This is a genomic window from Wenzhouxiangella limi (assembly GCF_010499265.1).
Classification (GTDB): domain Bacteria; phylum Pseudomonadota; class Gammaproteobacteria; order Xanthomonadales; family Wenzhouxiangellaceae; genus Wenzhouxiangella; species Wenzhouxiangella limi.
In genome coordinates this window covers 20,958-35,290 of record NZ_JAAGSC010000036.1, presented here as the reverse complement: position 1 = coordinate 35,290, position 14,333 = coordinate 20,958, and the positions used below count along the sequence as shown (strand labels likewise).

The following is a 14,333-nucleotide window of genomic DNA, read 5'->3' as shown; positions in this document are numbered from 1 at the left end:
AATTATGCGCAGTGCCCGGTTATGCGAAGTACCGGATCCCGACTACCTCATAGCTCGATGAACAGGCGATTCCACTTGACATAATCACAGCGCCCGAAGGAAGCCAATAAGGCTGTCTGGCGGCCGGTACCGATACGATGGGTGTTCCGGTGCCTCAAGCCGCGCGAGCGCCCTCTCCTTCATGGCGAGATCGGCCTCGACGTAGTGGTGGGTTGTCGCAGGGCTCTCGTGGCCGAGCCAGAGCGCGATAACACTGATGTCCACGCCGGACTGCAGCAAGTGCATCGCTGTCGTGTGCCGGATCGTGTGCGGAGAAATAGTGAGCATCGCAAGTTCCGGGCGGCGCTCAGTTGCGTGCTTCACCGCGATGGCGAGTCGCTGCGCGGCGTTCGCTCGCGTCATAAAGGCGCCCTGACGGGTCGGCAGTAGCGGCCCTTCGCCGGTTGGCGCGCCCTCGAGCGCTAGCCAGGCACGTACGCGCTTCGCGGTATTCTTCCACAATGGCACTGTACGCCGTTTGCGTCCCTTACCGAGTAAGCGTACGCACGCCCCGTCATCAGTGACAATGTCGTCGACGCGTATCGAGACCAGTTCGGAGACTCGCGCGCCGGAGTTGTACAACAGATGCAACAGCAGACGGTCCCGCGTCGCGAGCCAGTCCTTACCGGGCAGATCCAGCACGGCGAACATCTGTTCGCGGGAGAGGAAGCCGACGATCGGGCGCTCGAAGCGCTTCATTGGGACCGACAGTGCCGCTGTCATCGTCGCCAGGTTTGCCACATCGCGATGTGTAGCGAACTGCAGAAACGAGCGGATCGCGGCAAGCCGAGCGTTTCTCGTGCGCACCGCGTTGCCGCGGCGCGTCTCCAAATCGTCCAGAAAGCTCAAGATCAAAGTCTCATCAATATCGGCGAGCGCGAGTGAGGCTGGTGCCTTGCCGAGCGTGCGCTCGGCATGCTCCAGCAGCAAGGTGAACGCGTCGCGGTACGTCGTAACGGTGCGCGGGCTGACTGCGCGCTGGTCGATGAGGTAGCTGGTGAAGAACGTCTGTACTAGCGCCTGGAACGTGGGGCCGGGGGGAATGACAGTGCTCATGAGCGCTGCTCCGCATCACGGGTGAACGCCTCGAACGCGCGCCCTGCGGTCGCCATGAGTTCCGGTACGCCGGTCAGGTACCAGTATGTGTCGCTGATCTTCGCGTGGCCGAGGTAGGTGCACAGCCACAACATGCCCTGGTCGACCGGCAAATTTTCCTCATGCCAACGCAATAGCCGGTGCACGGCAAACGTATGGCGTAGATCGTGGAGGCGGGGCTGGGCATAGTCTCCTCGTGCGCGCCAACCGAGAGAGCGCCGAAGGTTGACGAAGACAGCGGCGAGTGTGCTGGCGTTCACCGCCATGCCGTCACGGCCGACGAAGAACGACCGTTCCGGCGCAAGGGGCCACTGCTGATCACGTTCTCGCCGATAAGCTAACAGCGCCGCGGCCGTGCTCGGATGAAGTGGTATCTGACGATGTTTGCGGAACTTCGTCAGTCGGATTGTTAGCCGTCTGCCATCGGGATCGATGTCTGTGTCGCGTAAGTTCAGCGCCTCTGAGCGTCGCATGCCAGTGGCCGCGAGAAGGCCGAGCAGCGTTGCGTAGGTCGCCGGGCGCAGCGCGTCCGACGGCTTCAATCGGGCAGCGGCACGTACCAGCGCGTCGATCTCATCGGTTGTGTAGATGTGCGGTGTCAGCCGCCCGCGCTTCGGTCCGAGGAGGCACGGATCGACTTCAACAGAATCGGGTTCGAACTGCCGGTAATAGCGCACAAACGGGCGCAATGTCTCGAGACGTCGTGTTCCCGTGCCGGCGGTCGTCCGCAGAACATGCAGCCGCGCCCAAGTGATCTGGAGCTCAGCGTCGAGAGGCCCCGCGTGGTTGCGCTGGTCTGCGTAGCGTGCGAAGCGGCGCAACTCGCTGTCGTGCATCCGATAGCCGAGGCGTTGCCGCTCAGACAGATAGTCCTCTACCGCGCGCCCGACGGCGCCAGCCGCGATCACGTGCCGCTCCCAGGCCAGGGCATCGCCACAGCATCAAGCCGCCCTGAATCGACTTTGGCATAGATCTGCGTCGTGTCGAGGTGTCGATGCCGTAGGAGGTCTGCGACTTCCTTGAGTGTGCCACCACCAGCGAGCACACGAGCTGCCAGGCTATGGCGGAGGATGTGTATGCGTGTGTAGGGCAGCCCGCAGCGCGTGTATGCCGCGAGGAGAGTGCTCTTGACGACCCCTGGCAGCAGCGGTTTCTCCACGGGTGCAACATGGCGTACAAACACCTTCCGACTCTTGCACGACGGCCGTTCGTGTCGGAGGTAGTTCATCACCGCCTCGCCCACAGGAACTGGCATGGGCAACCTATCGACACGCCGGGACTTGCAGTGACGAAGGCGGATCGTGCCGATGTCCCAGTCCAGATCTTCGAGCTCGAGAGCGACCACTTCGGCCGATCGCAGGCCGAGCCTGGCAACACATTGTGCGATGGCTAGGCCGCGACGCCACGACGGCAACGAGGGGCCGAACGATGTGAGAACGCTCTCGACCTCGTCGGCGGAAAGTGTCTCCGGCAAGGCGGATAACCGCCACTGCGCGGGGGATACGATTACCGGAAGTAGTGCGACAACATCGTCCCCAAGCAATCCGCGGTAGCGCAGGTAGCTACGCAGCGCGCCAGTCAATGTGCCCAGGCTCGCAGGCGACCATCGATCAGCGCGCTCGGCCACGAACCGACGCAGTCGGCTCGCCTCTTGCCATGCCGAACTGCCACCTGTACCGGCTGTGAGCTGGAGCAAGTCCCGGATTATCTTCCGACGATGCAATCGTGTGCTGGCGGCCAAGCCTCGACGATCACGCAGGAAGGCGTCGTAGCGCTCAAGTTCGCGCTCTACCGCATTGGGATCTGCCTCAACAAAGGTGATACCTGCAGCCGCCAATGCCGGCTGTAGCTGACGCAGCGCCGCCCGAACCTGCGCTCGACTGCGCTGTACGGGGCGTGGGCAGTCACAACAAGGAAGGTGCTCGTCGATAAAGCGAGCAATAGTCGAGCAAGACAGGGTCTCGCACGTGACCCCCAGGTCGCTCGCCCACCTGGCGAAGTGCGTGAGGCAGAGGATGTACGCGCGCGACGTGCTGGTGGCATAGCCGCGTTCGTCAAGCCACTTTCTATAAGGTGCCTCGCATCCGGCAAGCGGGCCGTTTCGCAGCGATCGGGTCAGATCCGGGCGGAGAGGCGTGATGGAGCGGTTCATAAGCTGTCCTGTCGTTGAGGGTGACAGAGCAGTAGGCCTGCACGCTTATGTAAAGTCGAGAACGGGAACGATGGCGTTGCGAGTAGGCAGGCTGCCGCCGGCGAGCCGATGATCGCCGTGGACTTCGCATAACCGGGCACTGCGCATAATTTCTGTTATGCAAAGGTTGGCATAATCGCAAAAACTGGCTGTTCTCCCAAACCCAGGCCGGTGCCCGTGCCAGCGCCAACCTCTACAGCCTGATCGAAACCGCCAAGGGCCACGGGCTCGAGCCCTATGCCTACCTGCGCCGAGTTTTCAAAGAACTGCCGCTGGCTGAAACCGTCGACGATATTGACGCATTACTGCCCGGTGCGATCAAGGGTGGGGGTGCTTAAGCGCTTACGTATCTTGGGTGCCGTCCACCGTATCTGATAGGTAATGACGGACCCGAAGCCCGTCTTCGGGCGCCCAGTAGGTCAGATGGATCGCGACCGTGGCTGGCGCCCCGCCACCTTCCAAGCACTCGCCGCCGGTGATGGTGTAGTCCCCCCAACCAGAATAGCCATTCAAATTCAGCCTACCCGGGCCTGAATCAAAAGACTCATCAAACGGGTAGTCGGCATTTCGGTCGCGACGGTTGAACCCGTCCCGGAGGAGAATCGCAGACCCTGGGGCCCTTGGCCGTCCCACCTCATAAGCTTGGTGCTCGTCGATTCGGTATCCGAGCGTTCCGTCACCCCGCCCAACCAAAGACAAGCTCTGACCCGGCTCATTCTCGATCACCGAAAGAGTTTCAGGAAAGTTGGTCAAGTCTTGAAGCCCCATGCTCAGCCTGAATACGGGAAACAGAGCCGATGCCCGACTCGACATCTCTGGGAATTTGTCGAGCATGCCCTGCGAGCAGAGCGACTTCCGTCCAGCGACTCTGTTGACAACGAGACCCATAGGGATTCGCAACAGACTGTAATAGTCAATCAGTGCGCCGAGTCGATTACCGGGCCCGGATGCCAGCTCGACCACAGGCACCACAGGGGCCCGCTGGATCAGAGGAGCTATCAGCTGCAGCAATCGAAGCTCGCTACCCCGCGCATATAGGAAGGGCATGTAAGTCAGCCCACTATGCCCTATCCGTTCAAGACTCGGCATACGACCTCCAGCTCGGATTGAGTGAAATTGCCAGCGAATGCCAGCAGTCGCAGGCTGCGCGGGATTTGCCATGCCAGATCATTTGCTGGCAGAGGGCGGCATTGGCGTCGCACCAGGAGATCTGAAACGAGCGACTGAGCTCTAGCTGGTTCGATCTTCTGGAACAGTTTCAGGCAGGCTCGATAGATCTGCGTGTTAGGCAGGGTGGGCGAGGCACCGAACTCTGTCCTGATCAGGTCCAGATACTCCGGTTTGCGGAGTAGGCGAAAAAGCTGGATTTGGCAAATCAGGTCAGCTGCCTCTTTCGCAGGACGGATTTCCCTGATCCCCACCGAGGAAACTGACCAGACGCCGACTTCACGCGGTGACTCGTTTAGCACGCTCGAAACCAAAGTATCGTCAGTCACTACATAGCTGCGCGTAAAAACCTTCTGATAAGCGCGCAGTTGGTCCTTTAGACGGTCCAGCCTGTCATATCGGGATTTGGCCTCAAACCCAACTGACTGGTCTGCAAGGAAGATGGCCATATCCGCCTTGCAGTTGCCGACCGGAAATTCTCGGTAGACCGCGACCTTCTGCCCGCTGCCGGCTTCGCGCAACCACTGGCCCAAAGATTCATTGAGAAGCAGGTATTCCGCCGGATAAGACTCCAGCAGCACTGAGTAGGCTCGCTCGAAAACATCATGCATGCTTGCCTTCTCGCAGATCAGGCCGTATTGCTCCAAGGCCCGACGGCCAGCCATAAGCTTCCCGGCATTTCCTTCAGCAGCCTGCTCCAGAAGCACCTTCGGACTGAAGACCGGCAATAAAGTCGCCCTCGCAATTTCTCCCCGCCGATCTGCTTTCATCGTTGCATATGCTCTCTATCGTATCTACGATACTTATAATACTTGCTTTACTTTCGATATGGAAGATACATATGTGCTCAATCGTTACAATTGCGAATCAGAAGGGTGGCGCCGGTAAAACCACCGTCACGATGGGGGTAGCCGGCACTCTAGGTCTGCGAGGACATAAGGTCCTCGTGGTGGATGCCGATCTGCAGGCCACTGCGTCTCGCTGGGCGTGCGCAGCAGACGAGGGTCAGCCCTTCCCGGTCGCAGTAACCGGACTGGCCGCTGCGGGCGCTAAATTGCACCGGGAGGTAAGGAAATTCTTGAACGACTATGACTACGTGCTGATCGACACCCCTCCGGCGATGGAGTCCTCCGCGCCCCAAAGCGCGCTGCTTGTGTCAGACCTAGTCCTTGTCCCGGTCATCCCCTCGCCCGCGGACTTGTGGTCCGCCCAAGGGATCCTGGCGATCATCGAGGGAGCTCGGGTGGTCAATGAGTCACTTCGGGCCTTCCTGGTACCGAATATGGTTACGCACACGGTTCTGGGTAGAGAGTCAGTCGAGGCACTGGCGGAATTCGGGCTCGGCGTCACCGAAACGAGCCTGGGCCACCGAACCGCTTACCGTGAGGCCGCTATTGAGGGAAACACAATCCAAGGCCTGGGGAAGCGCGCCAAATCGGCGATTTCCGAAATTGAGGCGTTGTGCGACCGGGTTATGGCGGAGCTGGAATGAGCACTGAAGGGAAAAAAAGCCGATTCCGGGATCGGATCGATAAGACGCTGGCCGAGGAGCGGGATGCCGTCCAGGAACGCTTTTCCAAGGCTGATATCGCCTTGGGCAATCGCGAAAAGGAAAACACACGGCGCAAAAACGCGCCGGCGAAGAAAGTGGTTCGGGACAATTTTTCAATGCCAGAAGAGGATTACGCACTCATCGAGGAAATCCGTCAGCGACTTATCCGAGAACATGCCCTTGCTCGAAACAAATCTGAGGTACTTCGCGCGGGACTGATTGCCCTGACGAGGATGGATAGTGCGGATTTAGCTGAGGCCATAAGCCAAGTCGTGATTCTCAAACCGGGACGAAAATCCGAATGAAAGCCTCAACCTATGACAAAGTAGCGTGATAGATGTCAAACATTCACCGGCTCGCGCGACTGGCGTATAAGGAAGAACAAAGAATCCTTCAGTTGCAAATCCCCGACCTGGCGGAAGCCTCCGAGTGCTTGCGCGGCCACATGCAGCCAGAGGACTGGTTGGCCCTAGAGAAAATAAATAGGGAACATCAGGCACCAGATTCAATCGCCCATTTTTTGATACTCAGAAACTGGTTGGTCGAATCGCGCTATCTCGTCGGATGGGGGGATACGGAAAACCCGATGACCACCGATGAACTGAGGACTACCGCCAACAAGATCCAACGAGACCTCAAAAAATTGTCTAGAGAGATTACCGCGACGTTCCCTGAACTCGCGACGCCGATGTCGATTCATCGGCTAATGTCAGTAAATACATGGACCAGACACCTCGACTGGACGAACCCTTCGGACTTGGAACTCTGGGAAATTTCCGGGCAGGTGGAGTCGGGACTGAGATCTCTTAGTCAAAACGGCCTCACACCTAGCGTGGCGGGGAGGGATAGCTTTCTTGAGAAGCTAGAATCGTACATAGCCGAACACAGTCACCACCTACGGGCTCCGCCGGCGCGCCGCAAGTATCCGTTATGGTGCCGCTATGCGACCAGACGATTAGCAAATACTATCCGGAGATCACCCTTTTTCAAGCCCGCGAAGAAGTCCTTTGTATTTCGAATCATCGAATTCTCCATTATGGCAGTCGCGGATTTCCAAAAGCTTGAAACTCCAGAGGACTGGGGTCCGGATCAAATCGAGGACGCCCTTAAGAGCCTTTAGCACAATTTGCGCTGCCGGTCAACCCATAAAGCCAAGAAACTTTGGTCTAGTAGTCGGGTTTAGTCTCTGCTAGCCACCCCTAGTCTCTACGGTACACCCCATCGTGCTCAAGGAGACGCTCATGCAAACCTATGAACCATTCCCGTCTAACGGCTTTGTACGCCTCAGCGGGATCATCGGAACGCCACCAGGTACCGGGCCAGTGCCCGTTAGTCGCGCGACATGGTACTCGTGGATTCGGCAAGGCATTGCCCCTCCGCCGATCAAGTTAGGGCCTCGCGCTAGCGCATGGCGAGTTGAAGACATTAGGGCGTTCGTAGAGAACCTCAGCGAGGTAGATCCGACATAGCCCGAGGGTATAGCCCCATAAAAGAGCGGCCTCGCCGGGCAAGGGCGAAGCCGCAACTCAAGACTTTACGCAGGAAAGCCTATGATGACCTCAAAGTGTAGCACTTCCGCTTCAATACGCAAGCCTCCTATTGAGGGGGACAGATCCTTCACAGGATTTCGCGCGGCGATCCAATCGGCCGGATTGATTCCGCCTGATTATATAGAACCCGGCCGCTTTCACCGATTCCCAGGCGCTAACAAAAGTGCCGGCAATGACGCCGGCTGGTGCCTGTTGTTCGATGACGGTATAGGTGGCGCATTTGGTGATTGGTCGACCGGGCTTTGGGAGAAATGGCAGGCCCGCAAGCCGGCCGATGAAGCCGAACGCCGGGAGTGGGTTGCCAAGATTCACAAGGCCCGACAGGAATCCGAACGACAGCGGCAAAAAGCGAGGGCAGCGGCCGCCAAGGAATCGATCCGGGTTTGGAACACGGCAGAACCAGCCTCGCCCGATCACCCATATTTGGTGACCAAAGGAATCCAACCACACGGCGCGCGCATCGAACGCGGCAGGTTGGTGATTCCGGCCCGCAACGCGGCGGGGGATATCCGTTCGCTGCAGCGGATCGACAAATTAGGAAGCAAGCGCTTTGAGACAGGCGGTGCGATCAATGGCAATTTCTACCTCATTGGGCAACCTGATGAATTGATTATTGTTGCCGAGGGGTTTGCAACAGCGGCCAGCATTCATGAGGCGACTGGACACGCGGTGGCAGTGGCATTCAATGCCGGCAATCTTCGCTCAGTAGCCCAGGCGATCCTCAAGACGCTGCCAGAGGTGCAAATCATTATTGCGGCCGATGATGACCGAAGCACGGACGGTAACCCAGGCATTGCGAAGGCGACCGAGGCGGCTCAGTCGGTGGCCGGAAAGATTGCCGAGCCAGGCCAGCCCGGCGACTTTAATGATCTGGCTAAAGCCCAGGGATTGGAGGCAGTAGCCAAGGCAATCGAGCAAGCACGTTGGGCGGTCTCAAAACGGGTCCGGATGACCCGGCCTCTGGAGGAAATCATGCCCGAACCGATCCGTTGGCTATGGCCAAACCGGATAGCGAGGGGAAAGCTGACCCTGATCGCTGGAGACCCTAAGCTGGGTAAATCCCTGCTGACCGCCGACCTGACAGCGCGCATTACGGCCGGACACTCATGGCCAGTTGATGGCACGACGCCGCCGCGGGGCAGTGTGATATTCGCGAGTGCCGAAGATGACGCGGCCGACACCATCCGGCCCAGGCTGGAAGCGGCACGAGCTGATATCTCCCGAGTTCATATCCTCGAGACGGTGGCCGATGCCGATCCGGAAACACTAGAGATTCGGGAACGCATGTTCAACCTGAAACGGGATATCCAAAGGCTGGATGATGAACTGCACGATCTTGGCGATGTGGTGGCGGTCATCATCGACCCGGTGACAGCCTACCTGGGCGGCACAAATTCGCACACGAACAGCGACGTCAGGGAGTTACTCGCACCACTTTCAAAACTAGCCGGCAAACACGGCGTAGCGGTGATTGCAGTCAGTCACCTCAACAAAGGCGGCAGCACCAATGCTCTGTATAGAGTCTCCGGCAGCCTGGCATTCACTGCCACGGCCCGAGGGTGCTGGCTAGTTGTGAAAGACCAGGATGACGATACACGCCGGTTACTTCTGCCGAGCGGCTCCAATATCGCTCCAGACATAGGCGGGCTGGCCTATCGAATCAACACCAAGCAGACCAGCGTCGGAGAAATGGCCGTCATTGAGTGGGAACCGGACATGGTAGAGGTTGACGCCAGCGAAGCATTGCAGCCGGACAGCGAGGAGCGAACTGAACGACACGAGGCGGCAGACTGGTTGCGCGATCTTCTTTGGGATGGCCGGATGACGGCCGGCGAAGTTCAGAAAGCCGCCAAATCGGCCGGCTTCGCATGGCGAACCGTACAGCGTGCGCGCAAGGTGGCCGGAGTCGAAACCAAGCGCGAAGGTTTCGGCAAAGGCGCAACGTACTTCTGGGACTTGCGTGCCACAAAACCCTAGCCCCAAAAGCCTGGCATACATGGAGTCCGTGGCGCACATGCTGCAAATAAAGGCTTTCAGGGCGACCATAAGGCCCATGCGCGCCATGCGTGCCAACCGAAGGACACTGGCATACATGGCGCGCATGGCACGGACAGCCCCGAGCCGATCCGCCGCAGCTGGCCCGCGAAGCCTGCAACGGTCTGAGCGTTGATCCGCTGGCGCCTGCCAACTTCATATCCCGGCAAAATGACCTTGAGTCCGTCGGTATTTGCCAATACCACTTCAGCTGCTCGCATTTGGAACCCAGCCCGACCGGCGGGTCGTTCGGAGCACCTTAGCCCTTCATGCTACGATTTCAACGGCGGTTGTCCGGCCACCCCCTACTGCCAACGCCAACGTAAGCCCCCGGTCGGGCAACCGTCTCTTTTTCGTACCAACCCTCGGAGCGCTGCCCCTTTTCTACCAGGGCGGTGGATTCGTCCAAGCGAACTCGAACCAGAAGGGGCTGCTGAGTCAAAACGGCGCTGGCATCGCTGCTGAAGCCCTTGGTGGCTGCGCACTACGAAGCAGTCGCTGCTGCCGACGCCGAGTTTGCGGGAATATAGACTTGCGGAGAGGAACAAGCCCGCCAACTAGACCAGCAATAGACCAAAATCGGCAAAAAGGCCCCAAATGAATGATGTGCAGTCAGGGAATTATTTCTGTAACTATAAGTTTTTAATAGATTTTTTATTGGTGCCGGCTGAGAGATTCGAACTCCCGACCCTCTGATTACAAATCAGATGCTCTACCAACTGAGCTAAGCCGGCATCAGGGCGCGATTATAGCTCAGCATCCAGCGTCTTCAGCACCGGCACCGTACAATGCCGCGCCATGGAACTGATCGATATCGGCTGCAACCTGGCCCATGACTCCTTCGACGAGGATCGCGAACGCGTGCTGGCCGATGCGCGCGCGGCCGGCGTAGTCCAGATCGTGGTCACCGGGGCCTCGGAAGACGGCAGCCTGAAGGCCGTGGAGCTGGCCCGGACTCGGCCGGGTGAGCTGTTTGCCACCGCCGGGGTGCACCCTCACCTGGCCAGCGACTACAGCGCCGAGACCGAATCGGTGCTGGCCGAACTGCATAAGGACGACACCGTGGTCGCGGTCGGCGAATGCGGGCTGGATTATTTCCGCGATTTCTCACCGCGCCCGGCCCAGCGCCGGGCCTTCGAGCGTCAGCTGGAGCTGGCCGTGGCCTGCGCCAAGCCGGTGTTCCTGCACCAGCGCGACGCGCACGCGGATTTCCTGGCGATTCTGCGTGAGTTCCGGCCGCAGCTGTCCGGCGCCGTTGTTCACTGCTTTACCGACACGCGTCAGGCCATGCTCGACTACCTGGCCCTTGACTGCCACATCGGCATCACCGGCTGGATCTGCGACGAGCGCCGCGGCCACCATTTGAAGGAATTCGTCGGCGAGATCCCGGCCGACCGGCTGATGATCGAAACAGATGCCCCCTACCTCAAGCCGCGCAATCTCCGGCCCAAGGCGCGCACCCACCGCAACGAACCGCAGTGGCTGGCCTGGATTGCCGGCACGGTGGCGGCCTGTCGCGGTGTTTCACCGCCGAAGCTGGCCGCTCAGACCAGCGCCTGCGCGCGCGCCTTGTTCAATCTGCCGGCCGCGCCGTCTCGATAACCGCGGCCCGCGCACGGGCGGGTCAGTCGAGCCGACCCTGTACGAAAGCGCGTCTCGCCGGATCCGTGCGATCGGCCGGTCAGGCCGGGGCCGGCTGCAGGCTGCGCTGCAGCTCGGCCAGGCGCCGGGCCTGCATCTTCAGCCGGTATTCCAGTTCCTTGTAGCGGGTCCTGAACTCGGTGCGCCGCCAGCGATCGCGCACCGCATCGGCGCCGACCTGCACGCGCTCGGCCTGCACCGCCTGCCACTGGCTGACGGTGTCGCGGAACTGATGCAGTTCGCGGTCGAAGACCTCACGCCAGGTGGGCGCGGCATCGGCATTGGCCAGTCGTTCTTCCAGCTCCCGGAAGCGGATCTGCAGGCGCGCTCGCTGGACCTTGAACCACGGCGTGCGCTTCAGGTCAGCGGCCAGTCCCAGCCAGGCACTGGCGGCGATCAGCCACTTGCTGGGGTCGAACTGCCACCAGCGCAGGCCGTTGCGGTAGTCGGCCTGGAAGGCGTGGTGGAAGTTGTGATAGCCCTCGCCCCAGGTCATCAGCGCGATCCAGCCGTTGTCGCGCGCGGTGTTGTCGAGGCTGTAGTTGCGCCGGCCCCAGGTATGGGCCAGTGAGTTGATAAAGAAGGTAAAGTGCTGGCTTACGGCCAGCCGGAAGGCGCCGGCCAGCAAAATCATGCCGAGCACGTCGCCGGTCAGCCACCCCAGCGCGGCCGGGACACCGATGTTGAGGATCCACACGGCCGGCCAGTAAAGCTTGTGCTGCCACATCACGATGGGGTCTTTTTGCAGGTCCGGCACCTCATCCAAATTGACTTCGCTGGTCTTCCAGCGGCGGGTCATCCAGCCCATGTGGGCGTGCCAGAAGCCGGACAGGATGGAGTGCGGATCGCGCTCGACGTCGTCGACGTGGCGATGGTGGACGCGGTGGCGCGCCGCCCAGATCAGGATGGAGTTCTGCAGCGAGAACGTGCCGAAAACCGCCAGCGCCAGCCGCAGCGGCCAGGCCGCGCGGAAGGTGCGATGCGACCACAGGCGGTGGTAACCGACCGTGATCGACAGACCGCTGGCGATCCAGATCACTGCCGCCGCCAGCCACGCCCAGCCGCTGAAGCCCACCGTCAGACCGTAAATGGGTGCGGCGACGAAGCCCAGCAGGTTGACCGCCACGAAAAAGATCACGTTCGAGACCACCAGGGGCGGCTTGGTATTCGACATATTCACTAAAAACCTTATTTGAAGAATTTGATGGACAGGGGGTAGACCCAGACCTTGCCTTCCGAAGCCTTGACCGCGCCGATGATGGGAAAGACCAGGCTCAGGATGGCCAGCACCCCCAGCAGCAGCGCGCCGATTCCGACCAGCAGCAAGATCATGCTGATCACGGCGTAAATGATGACGCTGATCAGCCAATTGAAAATCACGTGGGCGTGCGGAATCAGGCCCGGTAGCTGATCTTTCTTGAGAATGTAGATCACCACCGGCACGATCAGCCCGGCCATCGGCACGACCAGGCCCGACAGCACCGACAGGTGCAGGATCAGCGCCCAGGTCGTGGTGTCCTTGTCGGGGATCGGGGTTTCGAGTTCATCCATAGCAGACTCCTCTTACTTCCTAAATAGGCTCCGTACATGCAGAATAACGTACAAGGCCGTCTGGCGCCAATTCAGCCCGGCGCCGCGCTTCGGTCGATCAGGATTTCTTGCGCGGCCGCTGCCAGTCGGCAATGCTGCGCTGGCGCGAGCGGGTCAGGGTCAGCTGGGCGGCCGGCGCATCCTTGCCGATGACGCTGCCGGCGCCGATAGTCGCCTCTGCGCCGATGGAGACCGGGGCGACCAGGGCGCTGTTGGAGCCGATGAAGGCATCGGCGCCGATCTCGGTGTGGTGCTTGTTGGCGCCGTCGTAGTTGCAGGTAATGGTGCCGGCGCCCAGGTTAGCCCGTTCACCGACCTGGGCATCGCCAACGTAGCTCAAATGGCTGGCCTTGGCGCCGGCCGCGAAGCGGGCCTTCTTGACCTCGACGAAATTGCCGATCTTGACCCCTGCCGCCAGTTGGGTGCCGGGCCGCAGGCGGGCAAACGGACCGACGCTGCACGGTCCCGTGCTACGAACGCCCTCGACGACACAGTAAGGCTCAAGCCGGCTGCCGGGCGCCAGTTCGCTGTCGCGCACCACGCAACCCTGACCGATGGTCACGCCCTCGCCGAGGCGCACCTGCCCTTCCAGCGTCACCTGGGCGTCCAGCACCACGTCGCGACCACACTCGACCACGCCGCGTATCTGTACCGTCTCCGGCGCCAGCAGGGTCACACCAGCGGCCATCAGCGACCGGCGCGCTCGCTGCTGAAAAATCGCTTCCAGCTGCGCCAGCTGGGCGCGGTCGTTGGCGCCGAGCAGTTCGTCGGCGTCGGCGGCCACTACGGCCTCGACCGAGCGGCCGTCGGCCACCGCCAGGGCGATGCAGTCGGTCAGGTAATACTCGCCCTGGGCGTTGTCGGCGCCCACCCGGGCCAGCCAGTCCGTCCAGTCGGCGGCGCGGGCGCAAATGACACCGCTGTTGACCTCGCCGACGGCGCGCTCGGCTTCGCTGGCGTCCTTGTGTTCGCGGATCGCGCATACCTGGCCGGATTCATCGCGCAGTACGCGACCATAGCCGGTCGGGTCCTCGGCCAGAAAGCTCAACAGGGCCAGCTCGGCCGGGCTGTCGAGCAGGTGTTTGAGCGTGTCGGCCCGAATCAGCGGCATATCGCCCGGCAGTATCAGTACACGCGCCTCCGGATCGATCTGGGGCAGTGCCTGCAGCGCCGCATGTCCGGTTCCAAGCCGCTCCGACTGAACCGCAAAGCGGCAAGCCTCCTCGGCCAGGGCGGCCTCGACCTGATCACCACCGGCCCCCACTACCACATGAATGGCATCTGGCCCCAGCGACCGCGCAGTTTCTGTCAGGTGGCAGAGCATCGGCTGCCCGCCCACCGGCTGGAGCACCTTTGGTGCCGATGAGTTCATGCGTTTGCCCTCGCCGGCGGCGAGAATGACGACTTCGATCATGCCCTTGGCATCCCCTGCTTCAACGTGATTTCACTCCAGTATAGCCAGCGTCACTGCGGC

The 14,333-nt window shown here is 60.8% G+C and carries 14 protein-coding genes, 1 tRNA gene and 1 pseudogene; 7 read left to right on the top strand and 9 right to left on the bottom strand.

Annotated features, from left to right (window positions below):
• Positions 1 to 84 precede the first annotated feature (84 nt).
• Genes G3I74_RS04870 through G3I74_RS04860 form a run of 3 tightly spaced genes read right to left on the bottom strand, consistent with a single transcriptional unit; the run spans position 85 to position 3,286 of the window.
• A complete protein-coding gene (locus G3I74_RS04870; protein WP_164209419.1) occupies positions 85 to 1,095 on the bottom strand; it encodes a tyrosine-type recombinase/integrase in 1,011 nt (336 codons plus the stop codon).
• On the bottom strand, positions 1,092 to 2,042 hold the full coding sequence (locus tag G3I74_RS04865; protein WP_203594447.1) for a tyrosine-type recombinase/integrase: 951 nt from the start codon (positions 2,040 to 2,042) through the stop codon (positions 1,092 to 1,094). The genes G3I74_RS04870 and G3I74_RS04865 overlap by 4 nt, the downstream gene beginning before the upstream one ends.
• Complete coding sequence (locus tag G3I74_RS04860; protein WP_164209422.1) at positions 2,039 to 3,286, bottom strand: tyrosine-type recombinase/integrase; 1,248 nt, start codon at positions 3,284 to 3,286, stop codon at positions 2,039 to 2,041. Before G3I74_RS04860 ends, G3I74_RS04865 begins: the two co-directional genes overlap by 4 nt.
• A 176-nt stretch (positions 3,287 to 3,462) precedes the next feature.
• Here G3I74_RS04860 and G3I74_RS04855 point away from each other — a divergent pair.
• Positions 3,463 to 3,663 (top strand): annotated as a pseudogene (locus G3I74_RS04855) (transposase domain-containing protein); the annotation flags it as partial.
• A gap of 4 nt (positions 3,664 to 3,667) precedes the next feature.
• Here G3I74_RS04855 and G3I74_RS04850 read toward each other — a convergent pair.
• Complete coding sequence (locus G3I74_RS04850) at positions 3,668 to 4,372, bottom strand: sce7725 family protein (RefSeq protein WP_239056597.1); 705 nt, start codon at positions 4,370 to 4,372, stop codon at positions 3,668 to 3,670.
• A 20-nt stretch (positions 4,373 to 4,392) separates the two neighbouring features.
• A complete protein-coding gene (locus G3I74_RS04845; RefSeq protein ID WP_164210464.1) occupies positions 4,393 to 5,262 on the bottom strand; it encodes a sce7726 family protein in 870 nt (289 codons plus the stop codon).
• An 8-nt stretch (positions 5,263 to 5,270) separates the two neighbouring features.
• Here G3I74_RS04845 and parA point away from each other — a divergent pair, with 8 nt between their 5' ends.
• The 5 genes from parA to G3I74_RS04820 all read left to right on the top strand — a co-directional run bounded on the left by parA (position 5,271) and on the right by G3I74_RS04820 (position 9,571).
• The gene (gene parA / locus G3I74_RS04840; protein WP_338063061.1) at positions 5,271 to 5,984 is read left to right on the top strand and encodes a ParA family partition ATPase; all 714 of its coding nucleotides are present in this window, start codon (positions 5,271 to 5,273) and stop codon (positions 5,982 to 5,984) included.
• Entirely contained in the window at positions 5,981 to 6,349 is a 369-nt protein-coding gene (locus G3I74_RS04835; RefSeq protein ID WP_164210462.1) for a hypothetical protein, read from the top strand. The genes parA and G3I74_RS04835 overlap by 4 nt, the downstream gene beginning before the upstream one ends.
• Positions 6,350 to 6,381: 32 nt before the next feature.
• Positions 6,382 to 7,164 (top strand): hypothetical protein, encoded by a 783-nt coding sequence (locus G3I74_RS04830; protein ID WP_164210461.1) that lies wholly within the window; start codon positions 6,382 to 6,384, stop codon positions 7,162 to 7,164.
• A gap of 121 nt (positions 7,165 to 7,285) precedes the next feature.
• Complete coding sequence (locus tag G3I74_RS16080; protein WP_164210460.1) at positions 7,286 to 7,513, top strand: helix-turn-helix transcriptional regulator; 228 nt, start codon at positions 7,286 to 7,288, stop codon at positions 7,511 to 7,513.
• An 81-nt stretch (positions 7,514 to 7,594) separates the two neighbouring features.
• Positions 7,595 to 9,571, top strand: coding sequence for an AAA family ATPase (locus tag G3I74_RS04820; protein ID WP_164210459.1), 1,977 nt, complete (start codon positions 7,595 to 7,597; stop codon positions 9,569 to 9,571).
• Between the two features lie 715 nt (positions 9,572 to 10,286).
• On the opposite strand, the gene G3I74_RS04815 is transcribed toward G3I74_RS04820, so the two are convergent.
• Positions 10,287 to 10,362 (bottom strand) — tRNA-Thr (locus tag G3I74_RS04815).
• A gap of 64 nt (positions 10,363 to 10,426) precedes the next feature.
• On the opposite strand from G3I74_RS04815, the gene G3I74_RS04810 reads away from it, so the two are divergent.
• Positions 10,427 to 11,230 carry a TatD family hydrolase gene (locus G3I74_RS04810; protein WP_164210458.1) on the top strand — a complete coding sequence of 268 codons (804 nt, stop codon included), beginning with the start codon at positions 10,427 to 10,429 and terminating at the stop codon, positions 11,228 to 11,230.
• A gap of 79 nt (positions 11,231 to 11,309) precedes the next feature.
• On the opposite strand, the gene G3I74_RS04805 is transcribed toward G3I74_RS04810, so the two are convergent.
• From G3I74_RS04805 to glmU, 3 genes are all read right to left on the bottom strand, one after another.
• Positions 11,310 to 12,443, bottom strand: a complete 1,134-nt coding sequence (locus G3I74_RS04805; RefSeq protein ID WP_164210457.1) for an acyl-CoA desaturase — start codon at positions 12,441 to 12,443, stop codon at positions 11,310 to 11,312.
• A gap of 14 nt (positions 12,444 to 12,457) precedes the next feature.
• Positions 12,458 to 12,820 (bottom strand): DUF4870 domain-containing protein, encoded by a 363-nt coding sequence (locus tag G3I74_RS04800; protein WP_164210456.1) that lies wholly within the window; start codon positions 12,818 to 12,820, stop codon positions 12,458 to 12,460.
• A gap of 97 nt (positions 12,821 to 12,917) precedes the next feature.
• Positions 12,918 to 14,273, bottom strand: coding sequence for a bifunctional UDP-N-acetylglucosamine diphosphorylase/glucosamine-1-phosphate N-acetyltransferase GlmU (gene glmU, locus G3I74_RS04795; protein WP_164210455.1), 1,356 nt, complete (start codon positions 14,271 to 14,273; stop codon positions 12,918 to 12,920).
• Between the last annotated feature and the right edge of the window lie 60 nt (positions 14,274 to 14,333).

Bases quoted from the DNA above. Each gene is read 5' to 3' on its own strand.
- G3I74_RS04870 (WP_164209419.1), bottom strand. From the start codon at position 1,095: ATGAGCACTGTCATTCCCCCCGGCCCCACGTTCCAGGCGCTAGTACAG.
- G3I74_RS04860 (WP_164209422.1), bottom strand. From the start codon at position 3,286: ATGAACCGCTCCATCACGCCTCTCCGCCCGGATCTGACCCGATCGCTG.
- G3I74_RS04850 (WP_239056597.1), bottom strand. From the start codon at position 4,372: ATGCCCTTCCTATATGCGCGGGGTAGCGAGCTTCGATTGCTGCAGCTG.
- G3I74_RS04845 (WP_164210464.1), bottom strand. From the start codon at position 5,262: ATGAAAGCAGATCGGCGGGGAGAAATTGCGAGGGCGACTTTATTGCCG.
- parA (WP_338063061.1), top strand. From the start codon at position 5,271: ATGCTCTCTATCGTATCTACGATACTTATAATACTTGCTTTACTTTCG.
- G3I74_RS04835 (WP_164210462.1), top strand. From the start codon at position 5,981: ATGAGCACTGAAGGGAAAAAAAGCCGATTCCGGGATCGGATCGATAAG.
- G3I74_RS04830 (WP_164210461.1), top strand. From the start codon at position 6,382: ATGTCAAACATTCACCGGCTCGCGCGACTGGCGTATAAGGAAGAACAA.
- G3I74_RS16080 (WP_164210460.1), top strand. From the start codon at position 7,286: ATGCAAACCTATGAACCATTCCCGTCTAACGGCTTTGTACGCCTCAGC.
- G3I74_RS04820 (WP_164210459.1), top strand. From the start codon at position 7,595: ATGATGACCTCAAAGTGTAGCACTTCCGCTTCAATACGCAAGCCTCCT.
- G3I74_RS04810 (WP_164210458.1), top strand. From the start codon at position 10,427: ATGGAACTGATCGATATCGGCTGCAACCTGGCCCATGACTCCTTCGAC.
- G3I74_RS04805 (WP_164210457.1), bottom strand. From the start codon at position 12,443: ATGTCGAATACCAAGCCGCCCCTGGTGGTCTCGAACGTGATCTTTTTC.
- G3I74_RS04800 (WP_164210456.1), bottom strand. From the start codon at position 12,820: ATGGATGAACTCGAAACCCCGATCCCCGACAAGGACACCACGACCTGG.
- glmU (WP_164210455.1), bottom strand. From the start codon at position 14,273: ATGATCGAAGTCGTCATTCTCGCCGCCGGCGAGGGCAAACGCATGAAC.